The 23,833-nt window shown below is 51.0% G+C and carries 27 protein-coding genes; 8 read left to right on the top strand and 19 right to left on the bottom strand.

Annotated elements, in window-relative coordinates; all coding sequences use genetic code 11:
• Nucleotides 1-75 precede the first annotated feature (75 nt).
• The 4 genes from BLQ88_RS19255 (at nt 76) to BLQ88_RS19240 (ending at nt 5,582) form a co-directional block, all read left to right on the top strand.
• Nucleotides 76-2,601, top strand: a complete 2,526-nt coding sequence (locus BLQ88_RS19255) for a cation-translocating P-type ATPase (protein WP_090153484.1) — start codon at nt 76-78, stop codon at nt 2,599-2,601.
• 105 nt (nt 2,602-2,706) lie between these two features.
• Nucleotides 2,707-3,225, top strand: coding sequence for a hypothetical protein (locus BLQ88_RS19250; protein WP_090153483.1), 519 nt, complete (start codon nt 2,707-2,709; stop codon nt 3,223-3,225).
• Nucleotides 3,218-4,729 carry a succinyl-CoA:acetate CoA-transferase ScpC gene (gene scpC / locus BLQ88_RS19245; protein WP_090153481.1) on the top strand — a complete coding sequence of 504 codons (1,512 nt, stop codon included), beginning with the start codon at nt 3,218-3,220 and terminating at the stop codon, nt 4,727-4,729. The genes BLQ88_RS19250 and scpC overlap by 8 nt, the downstream gene beginning before the upstream one ends.
• 13 nt (nt 4,730-4,742) lie before the next feature.
• Nucleotides 4,743-5,582, top strand: a complete 840-nt coding sequence (locus tag BLQ88_RS19240; protein ID WP_090153479.1) for a universal stress protein — start codon at nt 4,743-4,745, stop codon at nt 5,580-5,582.
• A 58-nt stretch (nt 5,583-5,640) separates the two neighbouring features.
• Here BLQ88_RS19240 and BLQ88_RS19235 read toward each other — a convergent pair whose 3' ends face one another.
• The 8 genes from BLQ88_RS19235 to adhP form a co-directional block, all read right to left on the bottom strand.
• Nucleotides 5,641-5,883 (bottom strand): hypothetical protein, encoded by a 243-nt coding sequence (locus BLQ88_RS19235; protein WP_090153477.1) that lies wholly within the window; start codon nt 5,881-5,883, stop codon nt 5,641-5,643.
• 11 nt (nt 5,884-5,894) lie between these two features.
• Nucleotides 5,895-6,419 (bottom strand): universal stress protein, encoded by a 525-nt coding sequence (locus BLQ88_RS37215; RefSeq protein WP_229212769.1) that lies wholly within the window; start codon nt 6,417-6,419, stop codon nt 5,895-5,897.
• 15 nt (nt 6,420-6,434) lie between these two features.
• Nucleotides 6,435-6,710 (bottom strand): putative universal stress family protein, encoded by a 276-nt coding sequence (locus BLQ88_RS37210; RefSeq protein WP_229212755.1) that lies wholly within the window; start codon nt 6,708-6,710, stop codon nt 6,435-6,437.
• A gap of 3 nt (nt 6,711-6,713) precedes the next feature.
• Nucleotides 6,714-6,950, bottom strand: coding sequence for a BON domain-containing protein (locus BLQ88_RS37545; RefSeq protein WP_090153475.1), 237 nt, complete (start codon nt 6,948-6,950; stop codon nt 6,714-6,716).
• A 30-nt stretch (nt 6,951-6,980) separates the two neighbouring features.
• Nucleotides 6,981-7,826: a universal stress protein gene (locus BLQ88_RS19220; RefSeq protein ID WP_090153474.1), complete on the bottom strand. Its 846-nt coding sequence runs from the start codon at nt 7,824-7,826 to the stop codon at nt 6,981-6,983.
• Between the two features lie 157 nt (nt 7,827-7,983).
• Complete coding sequence (locus BLQ88_RS19215; protein ID WP_090153472.1) at nt 7,984-8,556, bottom strand: NAD(P)H-dependent oxidoreductase; 573 nt, start codon at nt 8,554-8,556, stop codon at nt 7,984-7,986.
• A 32-nt stretch (nt 8,557-8,588) separates the two neighbouring features.
• Nucleotides 8,589-11,132, bottom strand: coding sequence for a magnesium-translocating P-type ATPase (gene mgtA, locus BLQ88_RS19210; RefSeq protein WP_090153470.1), 2,544 nt, complete (start codon nt 11,130-11,132; stop codon nt 8,589-8,591).
• A gap of 3 nt (nt 11,133-11,135) precedes the next feature.
• Complete coding sequence (gene adhP / locus BLQ88_RS19205; RefSeq protein ID WP_229212753.1) at nt 11,136-12,266, bottom strand: alcohol dehydrogenase AdhP; 1,131 nt, start codon at nt 12,264-12,266, stop codon at nt 11,136-11,138.
• Nucleotides 12,267-12,388: 122 nt separating this feature from the next.
• Here adhP and BLQ88_RS19200 point away from each other — a divergent pair, with 122 nt between their 5' ends.
• Together BLQ88_RS19200 and BLQ88_RS19195 are read left to right on the top strand one after the other, a co-directional pair.
• Nucleotides 12,389-12,643 (top strand): universal stress protein, encoded by a 255-nt coding sequence (locus tag BLQ88_RS19200; RefSeq protein WP_143016876.1) that lies wholly within the window; start codon nt 12,389-12,391, stop codon nt 12,641-12,643.
• On the top strand, nt 12,631-13,044 hold the full coding sequence (locus BLQ88_RS19195; protein ID WP_090153465.1) for a CPBP family intramembrane glutamic endopeptidase: 414 nt from the start codon (nt 12,631-12,633) through the stop codon (nt 13,042-13,044). Before BLQ88_RS19200 ends, BLQ88_RS19195 begins: the two co-directional genes overlap by 13 nt.
• Here the strand turns inward: BLQ88_RS19195 and BLQ88_RS19190 are convergent.
• The 11 genes from BLQ88_RS19190 to BLQ88_RS19145 all read right to left on the bottom strand — a co-directional run bounded on the left by BLQ88_RS19190 (nt 13,041) and on the right by BLQ88_RS19145 (nt 21,428).
• Entirely contained in the window at nt 13,041-13,715 is a 675-nt protein-coding gene (locus tag BLQ88_RS19190) for an ABC transporter ATP-binding protein (RefSeq protein ID WP_090153463.1), read from the bottom strand. The genes BLQ88_RS19195 and BLQ88_RS19190 overlap by 4 nt on opposite strands.
• On the bottom strand, nt 13,712-14,974 hold the full coding sequence (locus BLQ88_RS19185; protein ID WP_090153461.1) for an ABC transporter permease: 1,263 nt from the start codon (nt 14,972-14,974) through the stop codon (nt 13,712-13,714). Before BLQ88_RS19185 ends, BLQ88_RS19190 begins: the two co-directional genes overlap by 4 nt.
• Complete coding sequence (locus tag BLQ88_RS19180) at nt 14,971-16,089, bottom strand: efflux RND transporter periplasmic adaptor subunit (RefSeq protein WP_090153840.1); 1,119 nt, start codon at nt 16,087-16,089, stop codon at nt 14,971-14,973. Before BLQ88_RS19180 ends, BLQ88_RS19185 begins: the two co-directional genes overlap by 4 nt.
• A gap of 10 nt (nt 16,090-16,099) precedes the next feature.
• Nucleotides 16,100-16,849: an SDR family NAD(P)-dependent oxidoreductase gene (locus BLQ88_RS19175; RefSeq protein WP_176885027.1), complete on the bottom strand. Its 750-nt coding sequence runs from the start codon at nt 16,847-16,849 to the stop codon at nt 16,100-16,102.
• Nucleotides 16,850-16,896: 47 nt separating this feature from the next.
• The gene (locus BLQ88_RS19170; RefSeq protein ID WP_218132928.1) at nt 16,897-17,772 is read right to left on the bottom strand and encodes a DUF6544 family protein; all 876 of its coding nucleotides are present in this window, start codon (nt 17,770-17,772) and stop codon (nt 16,897-16,899) included.
• A 5-nt stretch (nt 17,773-17,777) separates the two neighbouring features.
• Nucleotides 17,778-17,930, bottom strand: coding sequence for a hypothetical protein (locus tag BLQ88_RS36760; RefSeq protein WP_176885026.1), 153 nt, complete (start codon nt 17,928-17,930; stop codon nt 17,778-17,780).
• A gap of 60 nt (nt 17,931-17,990) precedes the next feature.
• Nucleotides 17,991-18,869, bottom strand: a complete 879-nt coding sequence (locus BLQ88_RS19165) for a hypothetical protein (RefSeq protein ID WP_143016875.1) — start codon at nt 18,867-18,869, stop codon at nt 17,991-17,993.
• A gap of 42 nt (nt 18,870-18,911) precedes the next feature.
• Nucleotides 18,912-19,415 carry a DinB family protein gene (locus BLQ88_RS19160; RefSeq protein WP_090153833.1) on the bottom strand — a complete coding sequence of 168 codons (504 nt, stop codon included), beginning with the start codon at nt 19,413-19,415 and terminating at the stop codon, nt 18,912-18,914.
• A gap of 38 nt (nt 19,416-19,453) precedes the next feature.
• Complete coding sequence (locus tag BLQ88_RS19155) at nt 19,454-19,792, bottom strand: hypothetical protein (RefSeq protein WP_090153458.1); 339 nt, start codon at nt 19,790-19,792, stop codon at nt 19,454-19,456.
• Nucleotides 19,793-19,918: 126 nt separating this feature from the next.
• Complete coding sequence (locus BLQ88_RS19150; protein WP_090153456.1) at nt 19,919-20,935, bottom strand: hypothetical protein; 1,017 nt, start codon at nt 20,933-20,935, stop codon at nt 19,919-19,921.
• On the bottom strand, nt 20,922-21,428 hold the full coding sequence (locus tag BLQ88_RS19145) for a P-loop nucleotide/nucleoside kinase family protein (protein WP_090153455.1): 507 nt from the start codon (nt 21,426-21,428) through the stop codon (nt 20,922-20,924). The genes BLQ88_RS19150 and BLQ88_RS19145 overlap by 14 nt, the downstream gene beginning before the upstream one ends.
• 155 nt (nt 21,429-21,583) lie before the next feature.
• Here BLQ88_RS19145 and BLQ88_RS19140 point away from each other — a divergent pair, with 155 nt between their 5' ends.
• Complete coding sequence (locus tag BLQ88_RS19140; RefSeq protein WP_090153453.1) at nt 21,584-22,783, top strand: S1C family serine protease; 1,200 nt, start codon at nt 21,584-21,586, stop codon at nt 22,781-22,783.
• 172 nt (nt 22,784-22,955) lie between these two features.
• Entirely contained in the window at nt 22,956-23,792 is an 837-nt protein-coding gene (locus BLQ88_RS19135; RefSeq protein ID WP_090153452.1) for a universal stress protein, read from the top strand.
• Nucleotides 23,793-23,833 lie beyond the last annotated feature (41 nt).

Genomic DNA, 23,833 nt, shown 5'->3' with positions numbered 1-23,833 from the left:
GTTGCCGCTAAAATGATTATCGTCAGTTAAATAGGCACTAATTCCAGCAACCTTTACCACTTAATGTAATGGCCTGTGAAAGATTCCCTAAAATACAGTGGTCTTACTACTGACCAGGCAGAAGCCTCCCGCAAGCAGCATGGGCAGAACATGCTGAAAAAACAAAAAACGTCCGGACTCTGGTTTATTCTGAAAGCAACAGTAGCTGAACCAATGCTAATGCTGTTGGTGGCTGCGGTGATAATCTATTTTTTGATGGGCTCGACCAGGGAAGCAGTTATCATGCTGGTAGCGATCGGGCTGGTGGCAACGATCTCACTTATTCAAGAGAGCCGGACCCGCCGGGCATTAGTCAGCCTGGAAAAGTTCACCAGCCCGGCATACCGCGTTCTTCGTGACCAAACCTGGACATTGCTTAAAAGTGAGGCATTGGTTGTAGGCGACATCGTTGAGCTGGATGAAGGAACGCTCGTACCGGCAGATTCGATAATATTGTCGGGTGACGATTTCTCGGTCAATGAATCGATACTGACCGGCGAGTCCATGCCGGTCTACAAACTCGCCGGTAACCCTCCCGACCCGCTATTTGCGGGCACTCAGGTCACCTCCGGCCAAGCTGTCTGCCGTGTTACAGTGGTTGGCGGCGCTACCCGACTTGCCCGGATCGGCAGCAGCATTGATTCCATTCTACCAGCGAAATCAGTTTTACAAGTTCAGATCCGCCGCCTTGTAAGGGACATGGCTGTCGTCGGAGCAGTTATATTCGCAGCCGTCTGGGCAATCCGGTTTGCCCGGTCGGGGAATCTGCCCGAAAGTCTGTTGGGTGCATTGACGCTGGCTATGAGTATTCTGCCCGAAGAAATCCCGGTTGCTTTCACCACCTTCATGGCACTAGGTGCTTACCGGCTAATGAAACAGGGCATTATAGTCAAGCAGATGCAAACCGTGGAAGCCCTCGGCAGCGCGACTGTGATCTGTACCGACAAAACAGGAACACTTACCGAAAACAAAATGTCGCTTTGCGCAGTGTTCGTGCTCAACGGGAGGGAGCTGGTTACAGACTTTTCCGCCCTTTCCGCAGGTGCCTCGCAGCTGCTCTATCATGCGGCGCTGGCCAGTGAAATAAGCCCGTTTGATCCCATGGAAGCAGAACTTCAACGCGTCTTTGAAAAGACCTCTCCTACCCGGCTGCCTGCACACGATGGGTTGACGATGCTGCTGGGCTATCCACTGGAAGGCAAACCGCCGATGATGACCCATATCTGGCGGGGCAAAGAAAATCAGAATATCATCGCTGTCAAAGGAGCGCCCGAACCCCTGATGAATATGCCAGCCCTCTCCGCCGAAGACCGCGCTGCCTTGCTGGATGCCACTGCCAGCTTTACATCCAAAGGGTTTCGGGTACTGGCCGTAGGAAAATCAGACTTCCAAGGCACGAATTTCCCCGAGAGCCAGCAAAGCCTACCCTTTCAAACCCTTGGCCTGGTGGCATTTTATGATCCTCCCAAAGCGGGGATGGCAAAAGTTCTGGCAGCATTCTATCAGGCCGGCGTGCAGGTCAAAATCCTGACTGGAGATAACCCGGTAACAACCACCCACATTGCCCGGCAAATTGGGTTGCGCGTCAGCGACCGCATTGCGACAGGAGAACAGATAATGGCCCTGGACGATAATGCCTTGGTGAAAGAAGTTGGCGCGATCACCGTATTTGCCAGGATGTTCCCCGAGGCTAAACTGCGCGTGATCCGTGCCTTAAAATCTAGGGGAGAGATCGTTGCGATGACCGGCGACGGCGTCAATGATGGCCCGGCCTTAAAAGCGGCAGATATCGGAATTGCCATGGGAAGGAAAGGCACCGAGATCGCGCGCCAGGCCTCGTCCCTGATCCTTCTCAACGACGATCTGGGCGGAATGGTCACCGCCATCCAGAGCGGCAGGCGCATTTACATCAACCTTCGGAATGCTATCCGGTATATTGTTGCGATACACACGCCACTGATCCTGCTTGTATTTCTACCTCTGGCGCTAAACTGGTACTATCCGGTCATTTTCGATCCCGTACACATTATATTTTTTGAGCTGATTATGGGTCCAACTTGCTCGATCGTCTACGAAAATGAGCCAGCGCGCGTGGGCCTTTTGCATGAAAAGCCGCGCCCGGCCACGAGCAGGCTTTTTGGTTTGCGCGAGCTGTCACTGAGCATCTTGCAGGGGGTTGTGATCGCCGCTGCACTGATACTGATTTACCAGGTCGCGGTAAATGGCGGCCAGTCTGAGGATACCACCCGCGCTATGATCTTCATTGGCATGATCTCGGCCAACGTTGCCTTAACTTTAACAAACCGCTCCTATCAGGGCAGCCTTGCCGTATCCCTTAAACCGGGCAACAAGCTGATATACTATACGCTGGCTATAACCATCTGTTTAACTGTTCTGATATTTCTGATCCCGGCTGTCTCGGAGCTGTTCCGGCTTTCAATGCCTGATACAGGGCGAGTACTTTTCAGTATCGGATGCGGTATGGCCTCTGTTCTGTGGTTTGAAATCTATAAACTGCTCAGGGGCACTCTGAGAAAAACTGCTACACTAATCGCCAGCTAAAACCTGACACAAATCATATTCCCGGATAAGCCCTGTCAAGTTTTTTGAGGCCACATGCCGCTTATTTTGAGGTAGTTAAACAAACCGACCACCTTAACAGCCAGCATGATGGATTCACTCAAATTCTTTGACTTGGTCTCCTGGGTATTTTACCTGGGCTGCAACGCGTTGGCAATCTTCATGATCCGGATTAGCAAAACCCGGCCCCCGTTGGCGCGCATGATCCTGCTGCTAATTTTCTTGTTCGCTGCGGGTTTTAACGCCTATACCGCGCTCGATGCACCATGGAACTACAAGGATTTTGCCGATAGCGCCATGCCGCTTTACAAGCGATTTATCCTCGGCGCTTTCATTCCGATCATTACGCCAATGGTTCTAACCATTGCCGTATGCCAGCTTTTAATTGCCCTGGCCATGACCACCAGAGGAGAGTTATTCCAAGCGGGCTGCTGGGCGGGGATTATCTTTTTAATCGCTATTGCCCCTTTGGGACTGTACGCAGCCTTTCCGATGCCCTTATTGCTTGCTTGGGCGATGCTACGCCTGGTGAGAACCGAGAGCGGCCAATCCCCCGCCTCAACGAATCCGAAATCCGTCAAATTAAAAAACAAACACCATGCCTGATACATCCCGAATTAAACATACCTCCCTGGCTTCCAAAGTCATGTCATCAAGCCAGGCCGCCGAGCTGATCCACGACGGAATGGTCGTAGGGGCAAGCGGCTTCACGCGTTCGGGCGACAGTAAGGCAGTCCTAGCCGCATTAGCCGAAAAAGCCGAATATGAACATACCCGCATTACCCTGATGACCGGGGCCTCGCTGGGCCAGGGAACCGATGGCGCGCTGGCCACCGCCGGCGCAATAGCCGTGCGGCTGCCGTTTCAATCCGATCCGGTTATGCGGACGATCATCAATGAGGGCGGACTTTCCTACATCGACGAAAACCTGAGCGAAACCGCAGCGCACATCCGCAACGGCTTTTTGCCGCCCGTAGACATCGCGATCATCGAAGCGGCATACATCGAAGCCGACGGCAGTATTGTGCCTACTACGTCCGTGGGCAATTCGGCGATATTTGTACAACAAGCCAGACAGGTGATTGTCGAAATCAATGAAGCTGTGCCGACCGGTATCCGCGGCATACACGACGTGTATTTGCCGGAAGATCCGACAGGCAGAGCGATACTGCCCATCACTGAGGTATGGCAACGCATCGGGCAGGATGTGATTAGCTGTGATCCGGAAAAGATCGTATCGATCGTTTTCACCAACCAGAAAGACAGCCCCGCCGAGACGGCAGCCGATAATGCTGCTGCCACCGCCATTGCCAGGCATTTACTGCATTTTTTTGAAAACGAAATAGCAGCCGGCAGGCTCACACGATCGCTCAGACCTATCCAGGCAGGTATCGGTAAGATCGCCGACGCCGTTCTCAGCGGACTTGCACAGGGCGACTTCGAGCATCTTACCATGTACTCCGAGGTATTGCAGGACAGTACTTGCCGGCTGATCGACAGCGGCAAGATGGATTTTGCCTCTGGCAGCTCGATGACCTTGTCAGAAGGTTGCTACCGGCGTGTGTTTGCTGATTTTGAGCATTACCGGCACAAGATCCTGCTACGGCCCCAAGACATTACCAATGCGGCCGAGGTAATCCAGCGGCTGGGCATTATCGCCATTAACACAGCCTTGGAATGCGATATTTATGGAAATGTCAACTCATCCCATATTGTCGGCAGCCATATCGTCAACGGCATAGGAGGCTCTGCTGATTTTGCGCAGAACAGCTACCTGAGCATTTTCGTCACCGAGTCCATTACCAAGGGCGGCAAAATTTCACGTATAGTCCCGATGGTCACCCATGTGGATCATTCCGAGCACGATGTGGATGTTATTGTCACCGAGCAAGGCCTTGCCGATTTGCGGGGTCTGTCGCCCAGACAGAAGGCCCAGGCCATTCTCAGCCGTTGCGTACATCCGGATTACCAGGCGGAACTGAATTCGTATTTCGAGCGCGCATGTCTTCGTGGCGGACATACTCCGCATTTGCTGGAAGAGGCATTCCAGCTCCATACCAACCTGGCCGGCACCGGCTCGATGAAAACCCCTATCCCGGAATCTATTTAAACCACCTACAATCATGAAAAACATCCGCCTGGTGATCGATGCCGGTCATCTTAATACCGATCACATCCAGTTCGCATGCTACATTGCTTCGCTAACACAATCGCGACTCACAGCGATTTTCATGCAAAACGCGCCCTACCGGCAGATTCCCGAAATGAAAATAGCATTCGGGGCACCATTTACCGAAACAATTACTTTGAAAGACCTTCCCGACTTTAAGGAAAGCCAGCAGCTGTTGCAAGAAAACCAGGCAACGTTCCGCGCCATCTGCGAACGGCAAGGCGTTCATGCCAGTGTACATGAGAACCCGTGCGAGCCCCTTGAACAGATTTTGGCCGAAAGCCGCTTTGCAGACCTGATGATCGTTGGTAGCGACCTGTCCTTCGAGGGTTCGGACGAGAAAAAGCCCAGTCCATTCCTGCAAGATGTGCTTTGTGCCATAGAATGCCCGGTGATCATCGCCCCGGCTACTTTTGAGGGCGTCGAACAGATCGTTTTCGCCTACGATGGCAATGCTGCCGCTGCACATGCGATCAAGCAGTTTTCTTACCTTTTACCCGAGCTGGAAGACACCCGGCTGACGATCGTTCAGGTTGTAGGTGGAGGGGAGCCGGACGAGGCCAACAGCGGCAAACTGGCTCGGCTGATCAGCTCGCACTATTCTAATGCACATTTCGAGAAACTTCATGGGCGTCCCGGCCCTGAGCTGTATGCATATTTGATGAACAAGAAAAAGACGCTGGTTGTAATGGGCTCTTATGGCCGCGGCGCATTTTCGAACCTGCTCACGCCAAGCACAGCCGATGCGCTGATCCGCAGCCTGAACCTGCCGCTATTCATCGCGCATCCATAAATCATTGAACACGTATAAAAGAAAAAGGCTGCCGGCGCAGCCTTTTTCTTTTATACTCTCACGCTATTTCAAACCAACCTTCACTGCAAAATCGCTGCCGCCCGACAGACCAAGTAAGCTGGGCAAGCCAAAAACCCTTGGCAAACCGGCGGGTTGAAATGCTCACGCGCGGCCCGTTGGCGGGAATAATCGGTACGGTAAGCCCATCGTCTGAGGACTGACGGGTAAAGGTCACTTCTGCTTTTGCAAAATACAGCGGCAGTACAAAGGTGACTTTTTCTTGTTCTGCTTGATAGGTCATGGTAGTAAGATTTAATGTTGAATGAGTGCCTGCCGCAGCGGGCATGTAAGAACAGGTATTCTGGCATGGTTGACAACGTCCGCTGTGATACTGGGACGAAACATATAGGACGGGTCTGGATTGCCCAGTGTTCCCATCGCGATCATATCCGCGCCGATCTGCGCGGCGAATTTGAGTATCGCCTCGGTGATGTCCTCTGCGATTATAATCGATGTTGCGCAATGCGACAGTGCCAGTATATGCGCATATTCTTCGAGCTGCTGCGCAGATGCTCGCGCTAGGCCAGGCGCATTTGTGTCGATGTACAGAAGATGAAACCGGCTATCGAGTAGGTGAGAAAATCTTGAAAGGCAGAAGCGCAGTTCCGCTGGATTAGCATAAATATCGACCGGAACCAAAATTTCTGCTGATCCTGCAAAGTGCCGGCGCTGCTGAATGCTCAAGACCGGAACCGGAGAAACGCGCACAATCCTTTCTGCGTGCGATCCCATAAAGACGCCGTCCCATCCCCTGGCTCCCCGTGTGCCAACGACAATTAAATCAATATGATGTCAGTCAACCACATCAAGCACAGAATCGACAAAACGCCCCGTCACTTGTAATGGGTGGATTTTGATGGCCGGCGGAAAAGCTGAGATCCATTGACCAAGCTCGCTACCGGCATTTACCGGCTGCACCCTCGTTCCAACGTCCTCCTCTACTGTGAGCATAAAAATCTCGACGTTCATTTGCCGTTCGAATTCTGCGGCAACTTCCAGCGCCAGCCGACCAATTTCCGAGTCGTCGAAGGGAACAAGAATACGCAGTATATCAGCCGAATCATTCATACGTCAAATACTTGTGTGCCGTGGATAGGTCAGATTATTGGTAATGCGACACACGCCGGCCACGTTTTCAATCCGGGATTGAACCAGGTCGCGGTCGGCCTCAAAGTCGACGTGCCCGTCAAGGAATACCCAGCCCTGGTGAACGCTTACGTGAATGTCATGCTCATCAATACGGATATCCCGGTGAAGAATGCTATTGATCTGCTCAACAATGGCAAGATCGGGTATACAACTGCTCATAATAGGTCAGGCTAATGGATGAATACCAACTCATTGCAATACGTATGTCCAAACAGGCTCCGACAGATGGTTGACCACATCTTCGGCGACGCTGCCTTCGGTAAAATGCGCGAGCCCTTTATGCCCGTGCGTGCCCATTGCGATGATCGAATTGGGGATACGCCGCGCGTATTTGAGGATACCTTCCTGGACGTTGAGTCCCCTGCTCACATGAACAGTATAGTCTTTCAAGCCATAAAACAGGGCGTAGTCTTCCAGTTTACGCTCAGCCTCCTCGTCAGATTCCAGGGAAAAAGGAAACCCGTTCACGTATAACAAGTGTATCACTGCTGAGAATAATGACTGTAACGCCTTGATCTGCTCAATGAGCGGTTTTTGATCGAGCTCCATACTGGTCGGGAAGACAATATTTTTGACCCATTCCAGATGAAACGGGCCGTGTACTGCCATCACGGGCACCACAGAGGCCCGCACGATCTTTTCGGTATGCGAGCCGATGAAGATTTCCTTGAACCCTGACGCACCGTCAGTGCCCATGATGACCAGATCGACCTTTTCCCTTGTGATCACATCGCGGATGACATCGTTTACGTATCCGGTTTCCAGCAGCAGCTCTACCGAGCCCGCGGCGCGGCCAGTTTTCCTTTTCATTTTTTCAAACTCCTTCTCACTGTATGCAATCCATTCATCAATCATCGGAATTGGATCGATCGCAGCGAAAGGCTGCCCAGGCATCCCATTTCCAAAAATCGTCGGAACTTGCATTACTTTCAGTACCAGCACATGACCACCGCAGGCGGCCGCCATCTCGACAGCGAACTGAAAGGCATGATTCGCCGCTGCCGAAAAATCACAGGGGACAAGTATTCGTTTCATAGGACAGGTGTTTAGCTAATTACATGCGCAACCCTTGTGGTTATACGCCGGATCTAAATTACATTCTCACCCTGTCAAACAGGATGACAACTGCCACCGCAAAACATGACTTTGCTCAGAGCGGATTGACATTTTTGAACCTGCCCACACAATGTCTTTATTCTAGTCGGATCTGGCGGGCGAGCTTGGCGACAACCATTTCTATCTGCGCGGTGGTCAGGTACTTGACCCGCCCGATTCTTGACACCTTCACAGGCTTGAATCCACAAAATTCAAGCGTAGCTTTCCTGATCGCCCTGATATCGCTATTGCGATACTGCCACCAGAGCCAGATAGCCGGGGCGTCAGAAGTTGCAATGATGTGCGCCGACCTTTTCGTTAGATAGCCATCCCAAAAAGGACCCTTCTCGTGGTACTTAAATGCAAATCCGGGTAATAAGACACGGTCCAGGAAGCCTTTGAACAACGCAGGAACCGAGCCCCACCAGACAGGATAAATGATCACCCATTTATCGCACCACAATATGTTCTGCTGGGCCGTAAGCAGATCTTCTTCCAACTCTTGAACTTGGCCATAGGCATGCCATAAGATTGGGTCGAAGCGCATCTGCCCAATGTTTTGTCGGCGGACCTGGTAGCCTGCCGACAGCAAGGCTACTTCACAAGCGTCGGCAATATGACCGTTAAAACTCTTAGTATCGGGATGGGCCAGTAATATGTAAACTTTCATTTAAGAATTGAAAAATCGTGAATGTCACGGCATCATGTTTGCCGTCCCATTTCGTACTTCCTAAAAAAGCGCACTTTGAGTAAATCCGCGCTGATCAGGTAAGCGATCAGTATACCGAAAATCCAGGCGATTTCTACAAGTGTAATCCGGGCAAATCCCAGTTGGTTTGCAACCAGGGAAGCCGGCAGAATCACTGTGACAGCAAGGGCCGCAAACGTGAGCCGGAAAAGGGAGCGCGAAGGCCTGCTGGTTAGAAACGGGCGCCTGCTTCTTACTACAAGTAAAATGAGCAGCTCGGTGACCACTGACTCAATAAACCAGCCCGTTCTAAAAGCGGCACCGGATAGCTTTAAATGAAAGTATAAAATATAAAAGGTCAGAAAGTCAAAGAATGAACTGTGCAAACCAAATACAACCATGAAGCGGCGGATCATACGCATGTTCCATTTTCCGGCTCCGGTCGTTTGCTGGGAATCAACGTGGTCGGAGGCGATAGCCAAAGCAGGAAAGTCGGTAATAAAATTGGTGAGCAGGATCTGCTTTGGAAGCATGGGAAGAAATGGAAGCAGAAGAGAAGCGCCGGCCATGCTGAACATATTTCCAAAAGTTGCCCCGGTCGTGATGAAGATGTACTTCATCGAGTTGGCAAATGACTTGCGACCTTCCAGGATACCGTCGGCCAGTACAGACAAGTCTTTCTCGATCAGGACGAAGTCGGCCGCCTGTTTAGCAACGTCAACCGCATTATCGGTGGAAATACCCGCGTCAGCCGCATTGATAGCCGCAACGTCATTGATCCCATCTCCGATATAGGCAGTTACTGCGCCCTGCTCTCTGAGCGCCTTGACCACCCTGACTTTCTGATGTGGCTCGATCTCAGCGAAAACGGCTATGCTCATCACGCGCTGCCCGAAAGCCTCCTCAGAAAGGTTGTCCAGATCAGGCCCGGTTAATATGCGGCCACTCTCAATCGCAAGTCTTCGGGCAATATGAGCGGCGGCGAAACGGTTATCCCCGGTAATGATTTTGACTTCTACGTCCAGCTCTCGCAGCCTGTGAAGAGAGGCAAGGCTCGAAGGCTTTAACGGATCTTCCAATAACAGAAATCCTGCAAACGACATTTCGCTTTCGTCGGCCCGCGTGATATGGCCGAGCTGGGTATTTTTGACGGCAATGCCCAGCACGCGGTAGCCCTGCTCACAATAGGCCTCATATTGACCTAGTAATGCGATGCGGCGAGTCTGGTCAAGCAGTACCGAATCGTTGTTGCCAACTTCCAGAAAGGAACATACAGCGAGAATACTTTCGAGCGCCCCCTTGCTGATCATCACATTTCCACTATCACTCGCTGCCAGGACAGTCACCCGCTTTCTTATAAAGTCGTACGGAACTTCATTAAGTCTGCGGTAGCCTTTCTCACCGATAGCCAAATCGGCCAGCGCCTGATCGATCGGGTTGGCAAAACCCTGCTGCATGACCGCATTCAGGTAAGCATACTGGCGTAGATGCTGACAGGATTTCCCGGCCGCGTCAACCGCATCGCAAACCCTGACGCTGCCCTCGGTGATAGTTCCTGTTTTATCGGTGCATAGCACAGTCACTTCGCCCAGATTAAAAATCGAAGAAAGCTTTTTGACAATCACCTTCCGCTCCATCATGCGCGCGGCGGCTTTCGACATGGCTACTGTCATGATAGCGGGAAGCAGCTCGGGCGCCATTCCCACAGCTAATGCCAGCGAGAAGAGCACCGAATCAACGAGCGGCTTTCCGAAATAAATATTGACTGCGAGTATTACCAGCGTTAAAACGGTGGTAATCTGCAAAAGAAAGTAGCCAAAACCCCGAATTCCGCGCTCGAAGGCGGTTTCAGAATTGCCTGAAAGGCTCTGCCGAAGTTTACCGAAAACAGTATCCCCGCCCGTGCGAACCACGAGTGCCTTGCCTGTGCCACTGATTACGTTGGTGCCTTGCCAAAGGCAATTGAAGCTGTCTGAAAGCGCGGTTTGAATACTGATTTGTCCTGCCATCTTTTCTGCAGGAAAACTTTCTCCGGTCAGCGAACTTTCGTTAACATGCAGTTCATTGCTGTCAATTATCCGGCAATCGGCTGGGATAATATCACCCGCTTTGACCAGGATCAAATCTGCCGGTACTACCTGCTCGGCATCAATGATCTGCTCAACACCCTCACGCAATACGGTGATTTTCTGCGAGATTAGTTTTTGCAGCTTTTCAACCGCCTGGCCCGCCTTGAACTCTTGCCAGAAGCTCAAAAGTCCGCTTGCCAGGATGATGCAGCCGATAATGAGCGTATCGGAAACTTCACCTAAAAAGGCGGATAAAATCACTGCTACCAGCAGCAGCAGCACGAGCGGGCTTTTAAACTGCTTGATCAGCGTTGACAATGCCAGCGATGATCGTCTACCTGAATCAGGCTCATTGGCAAGGGCGCGTTGTAGTCTTTGCGCAGCCTGCTCGTTGTCAAGCCCGTTTCCATCGGTGCCAAGTGCCTGATATAGCGCTGGCAGTGGAATCTGCCCGAGTTGTATTTGTGAAATTGAATCGGCAGCCGGCATACCCTACATGGTCATCACAACCCGCCCTTCGATACGGCCCGCTTTCATATCGTCAAATATACTGTTGATCTCTTCCAGCCGCGCGGTGTGGACCGTCGCTTTCACTTTGCCATCGAGTGCAAAGCCGACCGCCTCCTGCATATCCTTGCGCGTGCCGACAATCGAACCGCGGATGGTATGCCGGTTGATAACCGTTTGAAAAATAGGCAGATCAAAGCTGCCCGGCGGCAGTCCCGTCAGGGCCATGGTGCCCTTTTTGCGCAGCGCCGAGATTCCCTGCTGAAAAGCCACCGGTGAAACCGCAGTGATCAGCACGCCGTGCATACCGCCGGTTTGCTCTTTCAGAAAAGCGCCGGGATCTTGATGCATGGCGTTTACTGTGAGATCCGCCCCAAGCCGCCGGGCCAGTTCGAGCTTTTCATCGCTTACATCAATGGCTGCCACGTGCATTCCCATGGCTTTCGCATATTGCACCGCCAGGTGCCCCAAGCCACCTATCCCGGAAATGGCTACCCACTCCCCTGCTTTCGTCTCGGTTTCTTTGAGGCCCTTGTAAACGGTCACCCCAGCACACAAGATCGGCGCCATACCAATCATATCCGTACCGGACGGCAGGTGCGCCACATAGCGCGCGTCGGCCAGCACATACTCTGCATAGCTGCCATCGACGCTGTAACCACCGTTCTGCTGGGCATCGCAAAGCGTCTCCCAGCCGGTGACGCAATACTCGCAGCAACCGCAGGCGCTGTACAGCCAGGGCACTCCGACTATGTCGCCTTCTTTGACCCCGGTGACCTGTGGCCCTATTGCGGCAATGTAACCGATCCCCTCGTGCCCGGGGATGAGCGGCAACTGCGGCTTGACTGGCCAGTCGCCATCGGTGGCATGCAGGTCGGTATGACATACGCCGCTGGCGACGATCCTGACCAGGATCTGGTGATTGCCGGGGCGCCGCACGGCAACTTCTTCTATTTGTAGCGGTTTGCCGAACTGACGAACGACCGCCGCTTTCATGGTTTGAGGCAACATAACGGTTTGCTTTTCAGGTGGAATGTGCCGTAAAATTGGCCATTTGACGCGCGCATGATCATGACAATGGTCAGCTTTAAAGATGACTGTGATAAGCCGCGTCAAGTCTGTCCGGGTGAAAGCATTTATCACAAACCCACATGACATGCATCATAAATCCACCCAATGGACGGGCTGAAATCTGGTGCAGATTCATACCGTCTTCCGTCAATTCAATCCATCTGACCATGAGAAAAATCCTTGTACCCACCGATTTCTCTGAGAATGCCGAAAAGGCCCTCTCTTTCGCCATTCGAATTGCTGATAAGACAAAGGCGCAGCTGTTGGTGCTTTTTGTATATCATACCTATATCAATGACATTGCCTTACCGGAGTATATCGGTTCACTGGAAATATATAAAGAGCTAGAATCGTCACAGGAGGATTCAGTTCACTTAGTCATTTGGGCCAAACCGCAAAACTGCCTGGCATGTCGCCTGTAATGGTTCTGGGAGTTTGGATGATCACATTCGGCATCGGTGAAGAAGCCGGCTGGCGCGGCTGGCTCTATGCCTTCCTAATAAAAACGTGCGGGCGCCTCCAAGCCGCCGCCTGGGTAGCAGGGGTTTGGATGCTTTGGCATTTACCTGCCTTCGCTTTCAACGAAAACTACCGCGAAATGGGCTGGGGAGTGATCGGATGGGCAATCAGCTTGCTTTACGGATCGGTCCTGCTCGGATGGCTGTTCCACAGGTCAGGCACCATCATTCCGCTGGTCATCTGGCACGGAGTCTTTGATCTGATCACAGCCAGTGACCACCTGCCGGATGCAGTGCCGATGTTGATCAGCGGTGTGGTCATCGTGCAAGGCATTTACCTGGCGCGCCAGCAGGCAAGACATTAAGCAACCTTTCCATCCTGCATTTGAATTGTTCGACCGGTCCTGCGGGCAAACTCCTGGTCGTGGGTTACGATTAGCAGCGTCTGACCCTGCGTTTGGGCCAGTTGCAGGAAAGTTTCGAAGACAATTTCACTGTTACGCTTGTCTAGGTTTCCCGTGGGCTCATCACCCATAATGATCAGTGGATCGTTGATCAACGCCCGGGCGATGGCCACACGTTGCTTTTGACCTCCTGAAAGCTGATTGGGTTTCTTTTGAGCGTGCTGAGCCATGTCCAGTGTAACAAGCTTGTCATAGGCCCGCTGCCGGATTTCATCAGCTTCCCACCGGCCCAGCCTAAGCGCGGGCATCATGACGTTTTGCAGGACGGAAAATTCATTGAGCAGATAATGGAATTGAAATACAAATCCGATCTTTTCGTTTCGAACCCTGGCAAGCTGCGGCTCGGTTTTGCCATTCATGCAAACACCGTCAATATAAAGCTCTCCATCGTAATCGGTATCCATCGTTGATAAAACATAAAGCAGCGTGGACTTACCGCAGCCGGATTTGCCTGTTACCGACACAAATTCTCCCTTAGCAAGCTGTAAATTGATATCGCTTAATACCGGTACATCAACCGCATCGCCGAACGACTTGCTAATATGGCTGGTTTGCAAAATGAGCTCTTTCATTTTCCTCTGATAATGATAACCGGATCGATCCTGCTGGCTTTTCGTGCGGGAAAATAGCCTGCAAAAAATGTGGTAGTGACAGAAAAAACGAATCCGATCAGGTAAAAAACAGGATTGTAGTTAACAGGATATGTTTTGACGGTGGGCAGCGAAGATGTCTCAAATGGAACCTGATCGATAAGCAAAGAACCTCCAAAACCCAGCAGCAGACCAATCACCCCTCCCGAAATACCGATTCCGGCAGCAATGCCCGTGAAGATGAATTGAACGTCCCCACCGGAAAACCCTGTTGCTTTCAGGATAGCGATCGAATCCATTTTCTCGTAGATGATCATATTCAGAATATTGTAAATGCCAAAGCCAGCCACGACGAGCAAGGTAATGCCGACCGCATAGGAGATCAGGCTACGAATAAAGCTGCCGGTTTCGTACTGGGCGTTCTCGGTTTGAACATCGATGGCATCTACGCCAAAGCGCTTGCTTAACTTCATCGCTAGCGCTGGCGCATCGCCGACATCGTACAGCTTGATCTGGATATCGGTGATATAATTAGATGGTTTGCCAACCAGCTTTTGTGCGGTGGCGATCGAGACATAACTGTTCACCTGATCAATTTCACGCAGACCGGATTGAAAATAACCTACCACTTTCAACGGCACAGTGGTGCCTGTGATGGTGGTCACATAGATTACCTGTCCGGGCGCGGCCATCATTTTATCGGCGATGTCCTTCCCAAGGATAATACCGCCAGAGACCCTGTCCAGATCGCCGGCAGCACCCGAGGTGACATAGTCTTGAAAAAGGAAAAGCCGTTTCTCCTGCTCGGGCTGTATGCCGTTAATGATTCCGTTGATCCTGACAGCTCCGAGGTTATAAAAAACCTGTGTAACGAGTTTGGGCGCCACGCCGAGCACGATCGGATCTTTCTGCAGGGCTCTGATGATAGCGAGGCTGTTCCGAATTTCAGGCCGCGCCGCTTTCGGTTTGACCGATCGGACAAAGTGGTGGGAAGCCCCTTTGAAGTTAGCCGACAAGGCAACCGGCTGGACGGGTGAGGTCTTAATATCGTTGTAAAGCCGGATATGTGGCGTCCGGTTAATAACCAGCCCGTCTAAAAGCTGGTTAAGTCCAGACATAAAGCTTAGCAAACTGATAAACATGGTAATGCTGAACGTAACGCCTATCGCAGCGACAAGCGTCTGCTTCCACCTGGCCAGCAGCAGCGCCCGGGATATGTCGATGAGTAGCTCGTATTTCACTGTTCAGGCTGGATTATTTCATCTCTTGCGGATAATCCCGACAGTATCTCGACCATTTCCAGATCCCGCAGCCCTGGCCGGACGCCGATCCGGTCGCCATTTTTACGCAATAAGGTCGAATCATCGACCATATAGCTCCTGGGAATCAGCAAAGCATTTTTCTTGTAGGCACAGACAATATTGGCTTCTAATGTCAGGTTCGGGTAAAGCCCTGGCTGGGGGTGTTTAAGCCGTGCCTGAACGGTAAAGGTTCTGGTCTGCGCGTTCATAATGGGGTGGATCTGTTCTACAACGGCTTCCAAGACCTGGCCCTGGTAGCTATCCATTGTTACAAGGACCTGTGCTCCGCCCCTAATCCTGGAAATATCGTATTCATCCACCTGTAATTCCAGCATGTAATTAACAGTGCCTCCAAGAATCGCCAGGGCAGTCTGCGGCGCGACACTTTCACCTTTCTCACGCAATGGATCAAAAACCACGCCGTCGACTTGACTCATGACCCTGAACTGCTCTTCTTGGGCACGCGAGATTCTCCAAGTCAAACGCGATTGCCTTGAATCCAATGCCAACTGCCGCCGAAGATCTGCGAGCTGCCTTTGAGAAGACTTCCTGGCGGCAGCGGAAGCATTGTATTGTAACTCACGCTGCTCAACCTGCACAAGCGTCCCGATTTTCTGTTGCCAAAGCCGCTGTTGGCGGGCCAGCAGCAAAGAATCATTGCTAAACTTTTCGATAGCCAGCTCCACATTGCGCCGCATTTCCTGCAAACGGCCTTCATTGGCTGGCAACGAGGCATATTCGGCAGCCAGGCGTGCCCGCTCGCTGGCCAGCTTCTGTTGATCACTCATGATAGTCAGTAACGTCTGTCCTCTGCTGACCCGTTGTCCTTCTCTGACGTAGACACTGTCAATAACGCCGGAAACCGCTGCAAAAGCCTGATACTGCCCTTCACTTTTAACAACGCCGGAAGCATAAACCGATTCTGTGATAGCGCCCTGGATCGGCCGGATGGGCTTGGGCCGCTGCTGGCAACTGAAAACCAGCCAGGCACAAAGCACAGCTACGTTGGTCCTTCGTGACGCGGCAAGAGTGCGGATCAGAAATACGTCAGTCATCGTTGCATTTTTATTGCGCCAGGTAACCACCATCAACCGGGTAATAGGCGCCTGTAACAAATGAAGCTTTCGGACTGCTGAGCCACAGCACCAGTTCGGCCACTTCTTCCGGCTCGCCCATTCGCCCGACCGGATGCCGGCTTACCAGCCATTGCATGGTCTGTTCGTCCAGGTATTTCAGCAGCGGCGTTTTGATAAATGCCGGGCCAACTGCATTAGCCCGTATTCCTTTCTCACCATATTCAAGCGCGATATTTTTGGTAAGCCCGAGCAGGCCGTGCTTGGCGGCCACATACGCCGGACTGTTGGCAAAGCCGACGCTGCCCAAAATAGAGGCCATATTCACAATGACTCCCCCACCCGAATTAAGCATGGCGGGAATCTGGTAGCGTACGCCGTAAAATACGCCGGAAAGATTCACGGCAATCACTTTGTTCCAAGCCTCAACGGGGTACATGCCCGTTGGCGCCATTGCACCGCCTATTCCAGCATTGTTGCACGCAATATGTAGCGCCCCGTAGTGATCAATTGCCGCCCAAACGAGCGATTCATTTTCCTCCGGGGAGGAAACGTCACATTTGACAAAAAAGCTGTCGCCTCCTTCTTCGGCAATCAGGCGGACGGTGTCCCGGCCTGAATCTTCATCCGTATCCGAAACAATAACCTTTGCACCCTCCCTTGCGTAAGCGAGCGCGACACTACGCCCGATACCCGAGCCCGCCCCGGTAACGATGGCAACCTTATCTTGTAATATTTTCATGGTTTTTCAGATTAATATTCAACTATAAATAATTCGTAACAGGCCGGTTAAATGGCTTGATTGTACTCGATTTCCGTAGTCACAAAGCGTGCATAGGGGAAATAACCCTCCGGAAGATCCCAGGCGGCCTCCAGCACGGTCGGAATCAGCATACCTTCGCGAAGTTGATAATCACTCAGGCGCGTAACCCATTTCTGTCTGGGGCCGTCGCCCATATTTCTCATCGCTGTCATTTGCTGGATTTCATAGTTGGCATTGAAAGCGACCATGAAACTTATCAACATCCCCTGGTAGGTGTATTCCAGTCGGGCCGACCGCTCATCAACCGGGTACCACTTCAGGTCCTTGGAGGGCAAAAGGTTTGTTGGAAAACAAACACTTTCGCCAAGCCAGCGCATCAGCTCACCCCGGTTAAATTGCGGCCCCTGGCTGTCCTGTATCTGAAAAAGAGAAAACAGGTGCACCACAAGCCGCCCTTTACCATCGATGAACATATCACGCGCGGTGAAGGTGGCAGTTTTTCCTTTCCAGACAAATCCGGGGCGGTGAGCCGTGAAATACTCCTCTCCCGAAATTGACACCCAGCCTTTTTTAAGGTCGGTTTTGAAAAAACCGGAGTGCAGCAGATGCACGCTCGAAATATAGGATTGCCCGGGCCTGATCACATGCCTGAAATATCGTTGTACCGGGCTCGGCAGTCCTTCCAACTGGCGATAATTGAATTTGTTGGCAGAAACATCGGCCGCATTCGCCAGCAGCCGTGCTACATCGCCGCTGAACCGCAGATACAGGTTCAACCGGCCTAAGAAGAAAACCAAAATCAGCAAAGTGATGACGCGTAATGCCCATTTGGTCGCAGTAGCAACCTTCCCGCGCGCATTAGAAGGCACTTGCCCTCTGGAAAGTGGTTTAATAATGTCCATAACAGCTAGCGCTTAAAACGGCCCGAGTTGGTTTTGATCTTCGACATAAACGCCTGAAAATCCTTTGGTGAATGGGCTGTGGGCACACTGTCTCCCGCCTGATGCGGCCGGATCGCGCGGGCAATGGCTTTAACCAGCGAAATGTAAATGCTACTCATAGCTCGATTTAGGTTAGATTAAACAACAACAAGAAGAGCCTACCGCTCACGTCTATACGATCAATATGCTTCGTAGTCGAACACTACTGTTTCCGACAATACCGCAGGCTGATCAAGCAATGGCTTGACGAGCGTCGCGCGGGTTTCAGGTAGTCCGAATGCATTGTATTGATAGCGATAAAGCGTCTGGGTGTATCCCTTGATATTGGAAGAGGTAGGATTGTTCCGGCTCAGGTGAAGGTAGTTGTCGACACCTCCGCAATAAGTATAGTGCGAGAAATTACCACTGGTCGGTGAGGCAATGCCTACCGGGGCGGGAATTAATGCAATACCATAAAATGGATTAGGATGATCGTCGTAAACAAAGTCCGTAGTTGAAACCGAAGTGCCTGGAACCACCTTTTCGATCGTGGTTGTAGCAATCAACCTGCTTAAATTTCCGCTACTGAACGTATATTGATTCTGCTGACTGTATGAAATAGAGCTGTAAAAATGGAATGATCGTTTGATTTCTGTCAGATTTCCGGCCCCATCGTAGTTGGGTACAAAATCGTAATAGTCATTGTCGCCTCCCGTGTATCTTATCGAAGAAATCTTCCCCGTCCCTTCATAGGCATACACATAACGCTCCGAGCCACCAGTGCTGAGCGTCCTGGTCATCTGAGCCAGCCTGCCCTGGTTATCATACTGGAACTTACTGGTCTGAGTAGGTGAATGGGCGCTGTCCCCTGTCTGGTAGCTGTAAACAGAATCGACTCTGCCCTGCCAGTCATAACCAAGTATGCTTACAACACTGTATCCATGCTGATAGGACAAGCTCTTGGTGAGCTTTTTGATACGGAACCGCTCCGTACCTGGTTCCTGATGGTCGGTGCAGGCAAGCAGCGACCAGCAGATCAGCAAAACACAAAACCACGAAAATTTCACTGGTGCTCTCATAAATTTTAAGGGTTAAAAGTGATAGTACCGGGTTGGATGACACTACTCCCCGGCATCAACCTCCACTTCCAATGTCATCGATGGCTGGGCAGCGGCATATTTAAGAATCACGGCCACTTGACCACCATGATGAGCGGTATGCGAAATGATCCTGCCCAGCGACTCGGCCAGTGTCTTCTTACCAAATTCCCGTGTCACAATTTCACGATGCCAATCCTGCTCGGTCTGCTCGGAAATCACCGATTCAAGCGCGTCGACTGACTGGCGCACAAAAGAGAGCAAATCATCCAGATCAGTCCATTCCCCGGTATCATGCTGCGCAATCAAGGTTTTGGCTTTCACCTGGACATGCTCCCCGAAGACATTTTTCACAAAAAGCATCTCAACCTCGCCGATATGCCTGATCAGAAAACCCACACTATTTTGCGTCCCTGGCAGTCTTTTTGTTAAATCCTGTTCTGTTAATGCCGGCAGTTGATCGGAAAATCGTGTGCGGGCCTCGCGCCACAATGCCAATAAGGTTTGAGTAGTAGTAAAGGAAGTCATCAGATATTTCCAGTAAGTGTTTGAAGTAAATTTGAAGGTCAATCCCGAAACATTACGGGCGCCTCTTTGACAAATAGCAACGCCAGTACCACCAATACGATCACTATATTAGGCACGGTCCCAAAACGCGCCTGCTCCCAAGCCGATGCGATAAGCACCTGCGAGGTAAGGGCCGCCAGAAGCGCTACCCAAGTCCAGTGCTTTTCATGCAGGATCAATAGAAGCGCGGTAAGTCCGAACAGGGCCGAACAGGCGGCCCAATAAATACCGGGTGCTCTGTCAATCGCCATCACACGGCCAGCGACCGGGGCAAAAAAACCTGCCAAATGAAAAGCTCCGTGAAGCAACAAAAGCGCGAAAAGCAGATAGCGTAGCATGTTTTCTTGGAATTGTTACTACACAAAGTTGCTCGTTATCAGATTGTCAAATGATGACCTTGGTCATATGCAAAACAATTGGTTATCAACCTAATATTCCGGTAACACAATGGACCAGAGGGCCTCCTATTGCACTGCAAGCTGGCCAGTATAACTACTTAAAAGGTCCAGATATTTCTTGCATAAGCCCAGCGCCTCTCGTCTGCTTCTCTCATCGGGTGTAGCCATCGCGGTCACTACGCAAACCTTGGCCCTGATATTGGCTCTGAGACATTTGTAGTAAATAAAAATCAGGTTGTCTGATTCAGTCTGAAAACAGGGAAAATCCTCGCAATAAAGCGAGATAAACATTTCCGAAAGTGAAAACTGCCCGAAGCGTTCAAGGTCCATACAAAGGAATGCGATTTCATCGAGTACATCTATCTGCCGGAAGCGGTCGTTGTATTCGGTGCAGTCGAACAGGATTGGCTTTTTGTACAGGAAGACATTTCCCGAATGCAAATCGCCGTGAAGGTCCCTTCGAAAACCAAGTCTGACCCTTTCGTTCATGCGTGGTAGGTAGACGTGCAAAAATTGTGTGCTGACCGCTACTGCATGCTCGATAAGATCGCCATATGCAGCCCCCAGATTCTCAACTACAAACCCGGACACCGTGCGAATGTCATCAAAGGTTGTGGACATTTCGTTGAGCTGTAATGGTAGCGAAATTACCCCTGCGCTCTGGTGAAATGATGCAACCAGTTTGGCCAGCGAGACAATATGATTGCTTTCCACCTTTCCGGCAGCCAGCATTGCATCCATTTTCCGCCCGGTGGAAAGCCTGCGCATCATCACGGCATAGTCAACAATCTCGTCTCCGGCCCCGCCGATACAAAAGGTATTACCTGTCCTTTTAACCGGAAGCAACCCCTGATAGATAGGCGAAAAACGCCGGTTGATTTCCAGCTCCTTCTCACAAGCTAGTTTTCGAGCCTGAATTGTCGAAAAATCCAGGAATGAAAGTTTAACAGGCTTTTTGATCTTAAAGGCCTTGTTGCCACTGAGTAAAATCCAGGAGATATGCGTCTGCAACAGGGACGCATTTAGCGGCATTCCCTGAAAGCTGCCCTCCCTGGCAAGGCAATTGATTTCAATGCTTTCCATTAGTGACGGTTAAATAATCCACTGCCGCGGCCAGCATCTGTTCGATATTGTCTGCTTTCGATTGCAGCCGAAGATGTGGCTGGGTAAACTTTTCAAACTGAGCCTTCATCGCCAGATATACGCCCAGATCGGCTTCGCTCTCGGTTCTTGGCCGTGATAGCCGCTCTTTTACAAGTGCCTCAGAAGCCACGATTACAATGAACCGGATCGGACACCGATTTTGCAGAGCAGTTTGGGTGAATAGCTCGCGCATAGTATGATGATAGAATGTAGCGTCTACTACGACGTCTTTCCCCTGGCTGACTAGCGCCCCTGCCCTTTCAGCCATATGTTGGTAAATACGAAGCTTATCTTCGAGCGAGTACCTCCCCATAGCCAGCAGCTCTTTACGAACCCGGTCACTGTTTATGTAGTCTGCATTTATTCTTGTGGCAAGTCGGGAAGCAAAATAGCTCTTGCCTGATCCAGGCAATCCACAGACGAGAGTCATCATAATTTCTCTTTTTACAACTCATTGATAAATATCGCATAGCTCAATGTAAAACATGCTGACAATGGTCATCTTTCGCGCAAGCATCGATCAGAAAAAGAATGCGGCCATATTAAAAACTTTACCTACAAGGAAGGATTTTAAAGATATGCCAGAGTATGAGCCCAGGTCGCATTAATCGAAAAATATTCATATGGCTTTTTGCGGTGAATCTTTGTGTGGTACTATCGGCCTGCAAAGGTCAGGGTCAGCAAATAGAGAAGCCCGCTGCCAAAATTTTGCTCCAATCATTTGCTGCAAAACAAGGATTGGCAGCCAGTAAAACAACCCCGCCTGCAAGGCGGCAACGTATGCACAGCTTCAATTTCAGGTATGCGGCCCAACGCGCAACACAATCAACTGTCCGGGTCAGAACGACATACTTACAAGAAATCCCAAAAGCAATTCCGGACTTCTACTTTGATTTTTTCGATAAGGATGTGGTTGGGCCTTACAAACATTCAGCCGCGGACCGCAACAAGGACGGAAGTGGCTCCGCGTCGGGAGTCCTGATCAGTGAAGACGGCTACATTATCACCAATTATCACGTCATTGAGAACGCCGACAAAATTGAAGTCATACTTAGCGACAGCAGATCGTATGCCGCACGGATCGTTGGGACAGACAAGGCAACCGATCTCGCTTTGCTGAGCATCAATGAAAGCGGATTACCATTTTTGCAATTCGGAAATTCGGATTCTCTGATGAGTGGCGACATAGCGCTTATTGCCGGGAACCCTCTGAACTTTACCTCCACCATAACACAAGGTATCATTAGCTTCAAAGCACGAAATATTGCTCAAAAAAGTGCTCGTTGGGTATTGCAGTCCTTCATTCAGACCGATGGGGTTGTCAATATAGGCAATAGCGGCGGCGCGCTCGTAGATCTGGATGGAAAATTAACAGGTATCATCACCGCTATTGCATCACCTAATGGCGTATTCGCAGGCTACTCGTTCGCAATACCGGTCGAGGTGGTCAAAAAGACTGCCGACGACCTGCTCAATTATGGTAAGGCAAGACGAGGAAGCTTTGGCATGAGAACCTTAGAAATGGAGGCAGCCGGAGTAGCGGAGCTAAGTGGGCAGCGTGTTGCAGGAATGTTAGTTGAAGATATTGAGGATGCCGGGTCAGCCCGCGCAGCTGGGTTGGAGCCTGGGGATATCATCATTGCAGCGGACAATGTTCAAATAGCATCTACGGCACAGCTCAGCGAATGGATTGCCCGGTCACACCCCGGCCAAAAAGTCACAGTCACCTTCGTGAGGAACGGTACCAGACATCGCACAAGGCTTCAATTAGACAGCCAATCCGACTGAATGACTGGCTTAGCGCAAGCAGCTGCTCTTGCGTTCGAACGATACTTGCAAGCTCCCCGGCAGCAGACAAAGCACTGACGCTGATCATATCAGGCATTGATCACCATCGCTGCTGACCCAGAGTCGGCCCTGTATCTTTAACCAATAACGTTTCACAAACACTCATCCGACCATGAAGAAAATCATCGCCGCCATTGACGGATTAAAGTACTCTGAAAGCACAACAGAGTACGCCGCCCAACTGACCCGTGAAACCCACTCACATTTGGTAGGGGTTTTTAACGAGGACAAAAATTATCATAGCTATTCAATTTACGACCTCACACTGGAAGACACAGTGGAGGGAAACATCACTAGCGCGCTGGACGAACACGATAAAATGGTCCAGGATTATGCCGCCTCACAGTTCACGGAAACATGCCAATCTGCCCGTATTAATTTCACTATCCATCACGGCAAGAGCGCAGCCATGCCGCAACTGTTACATGAAAGTCTGTATGCGGACCTGATGATCATCTGTAAAAAAGAAACATTTTCCCGCTTCGATCAGGATGTACCGACAAGCTTTGTGAGGCACCTGCTGGAAAACGCGGAATGCCCGGTGGTGGTCGTACCCCAGCAGTTCGAAAATATCGAAAAAGTAGTCCTGCTTTATGACGGAGGCCCCGCCTCGGTATATGCTATCAAGATGTTCAGCTACTTGCTGCCAAGCCTGGGCAAACTACCTATTGAAGTGCTGACCGTTAAACCCTACCGCCTTGATTTGCATTTACCCGAAAACCGGTTGATGAAAGAGTTTATGAAGCGGCATTTCCCGGACGCGTCCTACAAAATAGTCCACGGCGAGCCGGTTGCTGAAATCATAAAGCATCTCAAAAATAAACACCATGATGAGCTGGTTGTCCTGGGTGCTTTCCAACGATCAATGGTTTCCCGCTGGCTTCGCGTCGATATGGCCGACCATTTAATGGCGCAGCTCAAGACTCCCCTTTTCATCGCGCACCGCTAGCAAGGGCAAAATCTGAACATATACAGTTAACCTATCCCTGA

It is taken from the genome of Dyadobacter soli (assembly GCF_900101885.1).
GTDB lineage: Bacteria > Bacteroidota > Bacteroidia > Cytophagales > Spirosomataceae > Dyadobacter > Dyadobacter soli.
The sequence above is the reverse complement of the archived record's forward strand: the minus strand, read 5'-3'. Positions and strand labels throughout refer to the sequence as shown.

Bases quoted from the DNA above. Each gene is read 5' to 3' on its own strand.
- BLQ88_RS19250 (WP_090153483.1), top strand. From the start codon at position 2,707: ATGATGGATTCACTCAAATTCTTTGACTTGGTCTCCTGGGTATTTTAC.
- scpC (WP_090153481.1), top strand. From the start codon at position 3,218: ATGCCTGATACATCCCGAATTAAACATACCTCCCTGGCTTCCAAAGTC.
- BLQ88_RS19240 (WP_090153479.1), top strand. From the start codon at position 4,743: ATGAAAAACATCCGCCTGGTGATCGATGCCGGTCATCTTAATACCGAT.
- BLQ88_RS19235 (WP_090153477.1), bottom strand. From the start codon at position 5,883: ATGACCTATCAAGCAGAACAAGAAAAAGTCACCTTTGTACTGCCGCTG.
- BLQ88_RS37210 (WP_229212755.1), bottom strand. From the start codon at position 6,710: ATGAATGATTCGGCTGATATACTGCGTATTCTTGTTCCCTTCGACGAC.
- BLQ88_RS37545 (WP_090153475.1), bottom strand. From the start codon at position 6,950: ATGAGCAGTTGTATACCCGATCTTGCCATTGTTGAGCAGATCAATAGC.
- BLQ88_RS19220 (WP_090153474.1), bottom strand. From the start codon at position 7,826: ATGAAACGAATACTTGTCCCCTGTGATTTTTCGGCAGCGGCGAATCAT.
- BLQ88_RS19215 (WP_090153472.1), bottom strand. From the start codon at position 8,556: ATGAAAGTTTACATATTACTGGCCCATCCCGATACTAAGAGTTTTAAC.
- mgtA (WP_090153470.1), bottom strand. From the start codon at position 11,132: ATGCCGGCTGCCGATTCAATTTCACAAATACAACTCGGGCAGATTCCA.
- BLQ88_RS19200 (WP_143016876.1), top strand. From the start codon at position 12,389: ATGAGAAAAATCCTTGTACCCACCGATTTCTCTGAGAATGCCGAAAAG.
- BLQ88_RS19195 (WP_090153465.1), top strand. From the start codon at position 12,631: ATGTCGCCTGTAATGGTTCTGGGAGTTTGGATGATCACATTCGGCATC.
- BLQ88_RS19190 (WP_090153463.1), bottom strand. From the start codon at position 13,715: ATGAAAGAGCTCATTTTGCAAACCAGCCATATTAGCAAGTCGTTCGGC.
- BLQ88_RS19180 (WP_090153840.1), bottom strand. From the start codon at position 16,089: ATGACTGACGTATTTCTGATCCGCACTCTTGCCGCGTCACGAAGGACC.
- BLQ88_RS19175 (WP_176885027.1), bottom strand. From the start codon at position 16,849: ATGAAAATATTACAAGATAAGGTTGCCATCGTTACCGGGGCGGGCTCG.
- BLQ88_RS19170 (WP_218132928.1), bottom strand. From the start codon at position 17,772: ATGGACATTATTAAACCACTTTCCAGAGGGCAAGTGCCTTCTAATGCG.
- BLQ88_RS36760 (WP_176885026.1), bottom strand. From the start codon at position 17,930: ATGAGTAGCATTTACATTTCGCTGGTTAAAGCCATTGCCCGCGCGATC.
- BLQ88_RS19165 (WP_143016875.1), bottom strand. From the start codon at position 18,869: ATGAGAGCACCAGTGAAATTTTCGTGGTTTTGTGTTTTGCTGATCTGC.
- BLQ88_RS19160 (WP_090153833.1), bottom strand. From the start codon at position 19,415: ATGACTTCCTTTACTACTACTCAAACCTTATTGGCATTGTGGCGCGAG.
- BLQ88_RS19155 (WP_090153458.1), bottom strand. From the start codon at position 19,792: ATGCTACGCTATCTGCTTTTCGCGCTTTTGTTGCTTCACGGAGCTTTT.
- BLQ88_RS19150 (WP_090153456.1), bottom strand. From the start codon at position 20,935: ATGGAAAGCATTGAAATCAATTGCCTTGCCAGGGAGGGCAGCTTTCAG.
- BLQ88_RS19145 (WP_090153455.1), bottom strand. From the start codon at position 21,428: ATGATGACTCTCGTCTGTGGATTGCCTGGATCAGGCAAGAGCTATTTT.
- BLQ88_RS19140 (WP_090153453.1), top strand. From the start codon at position 21,584: ATGAGCCCAGGTCGCATTAATCGAAAAATATTCATATGGCTTTTTGCG.
- BLQ88_RS19135 (WP_090153452.1), top strand. From the start codon at position 22,956: ATGAAGAAAATCATCGCCGCCATTGACGGATTAAAGTACTCTGAAAGC.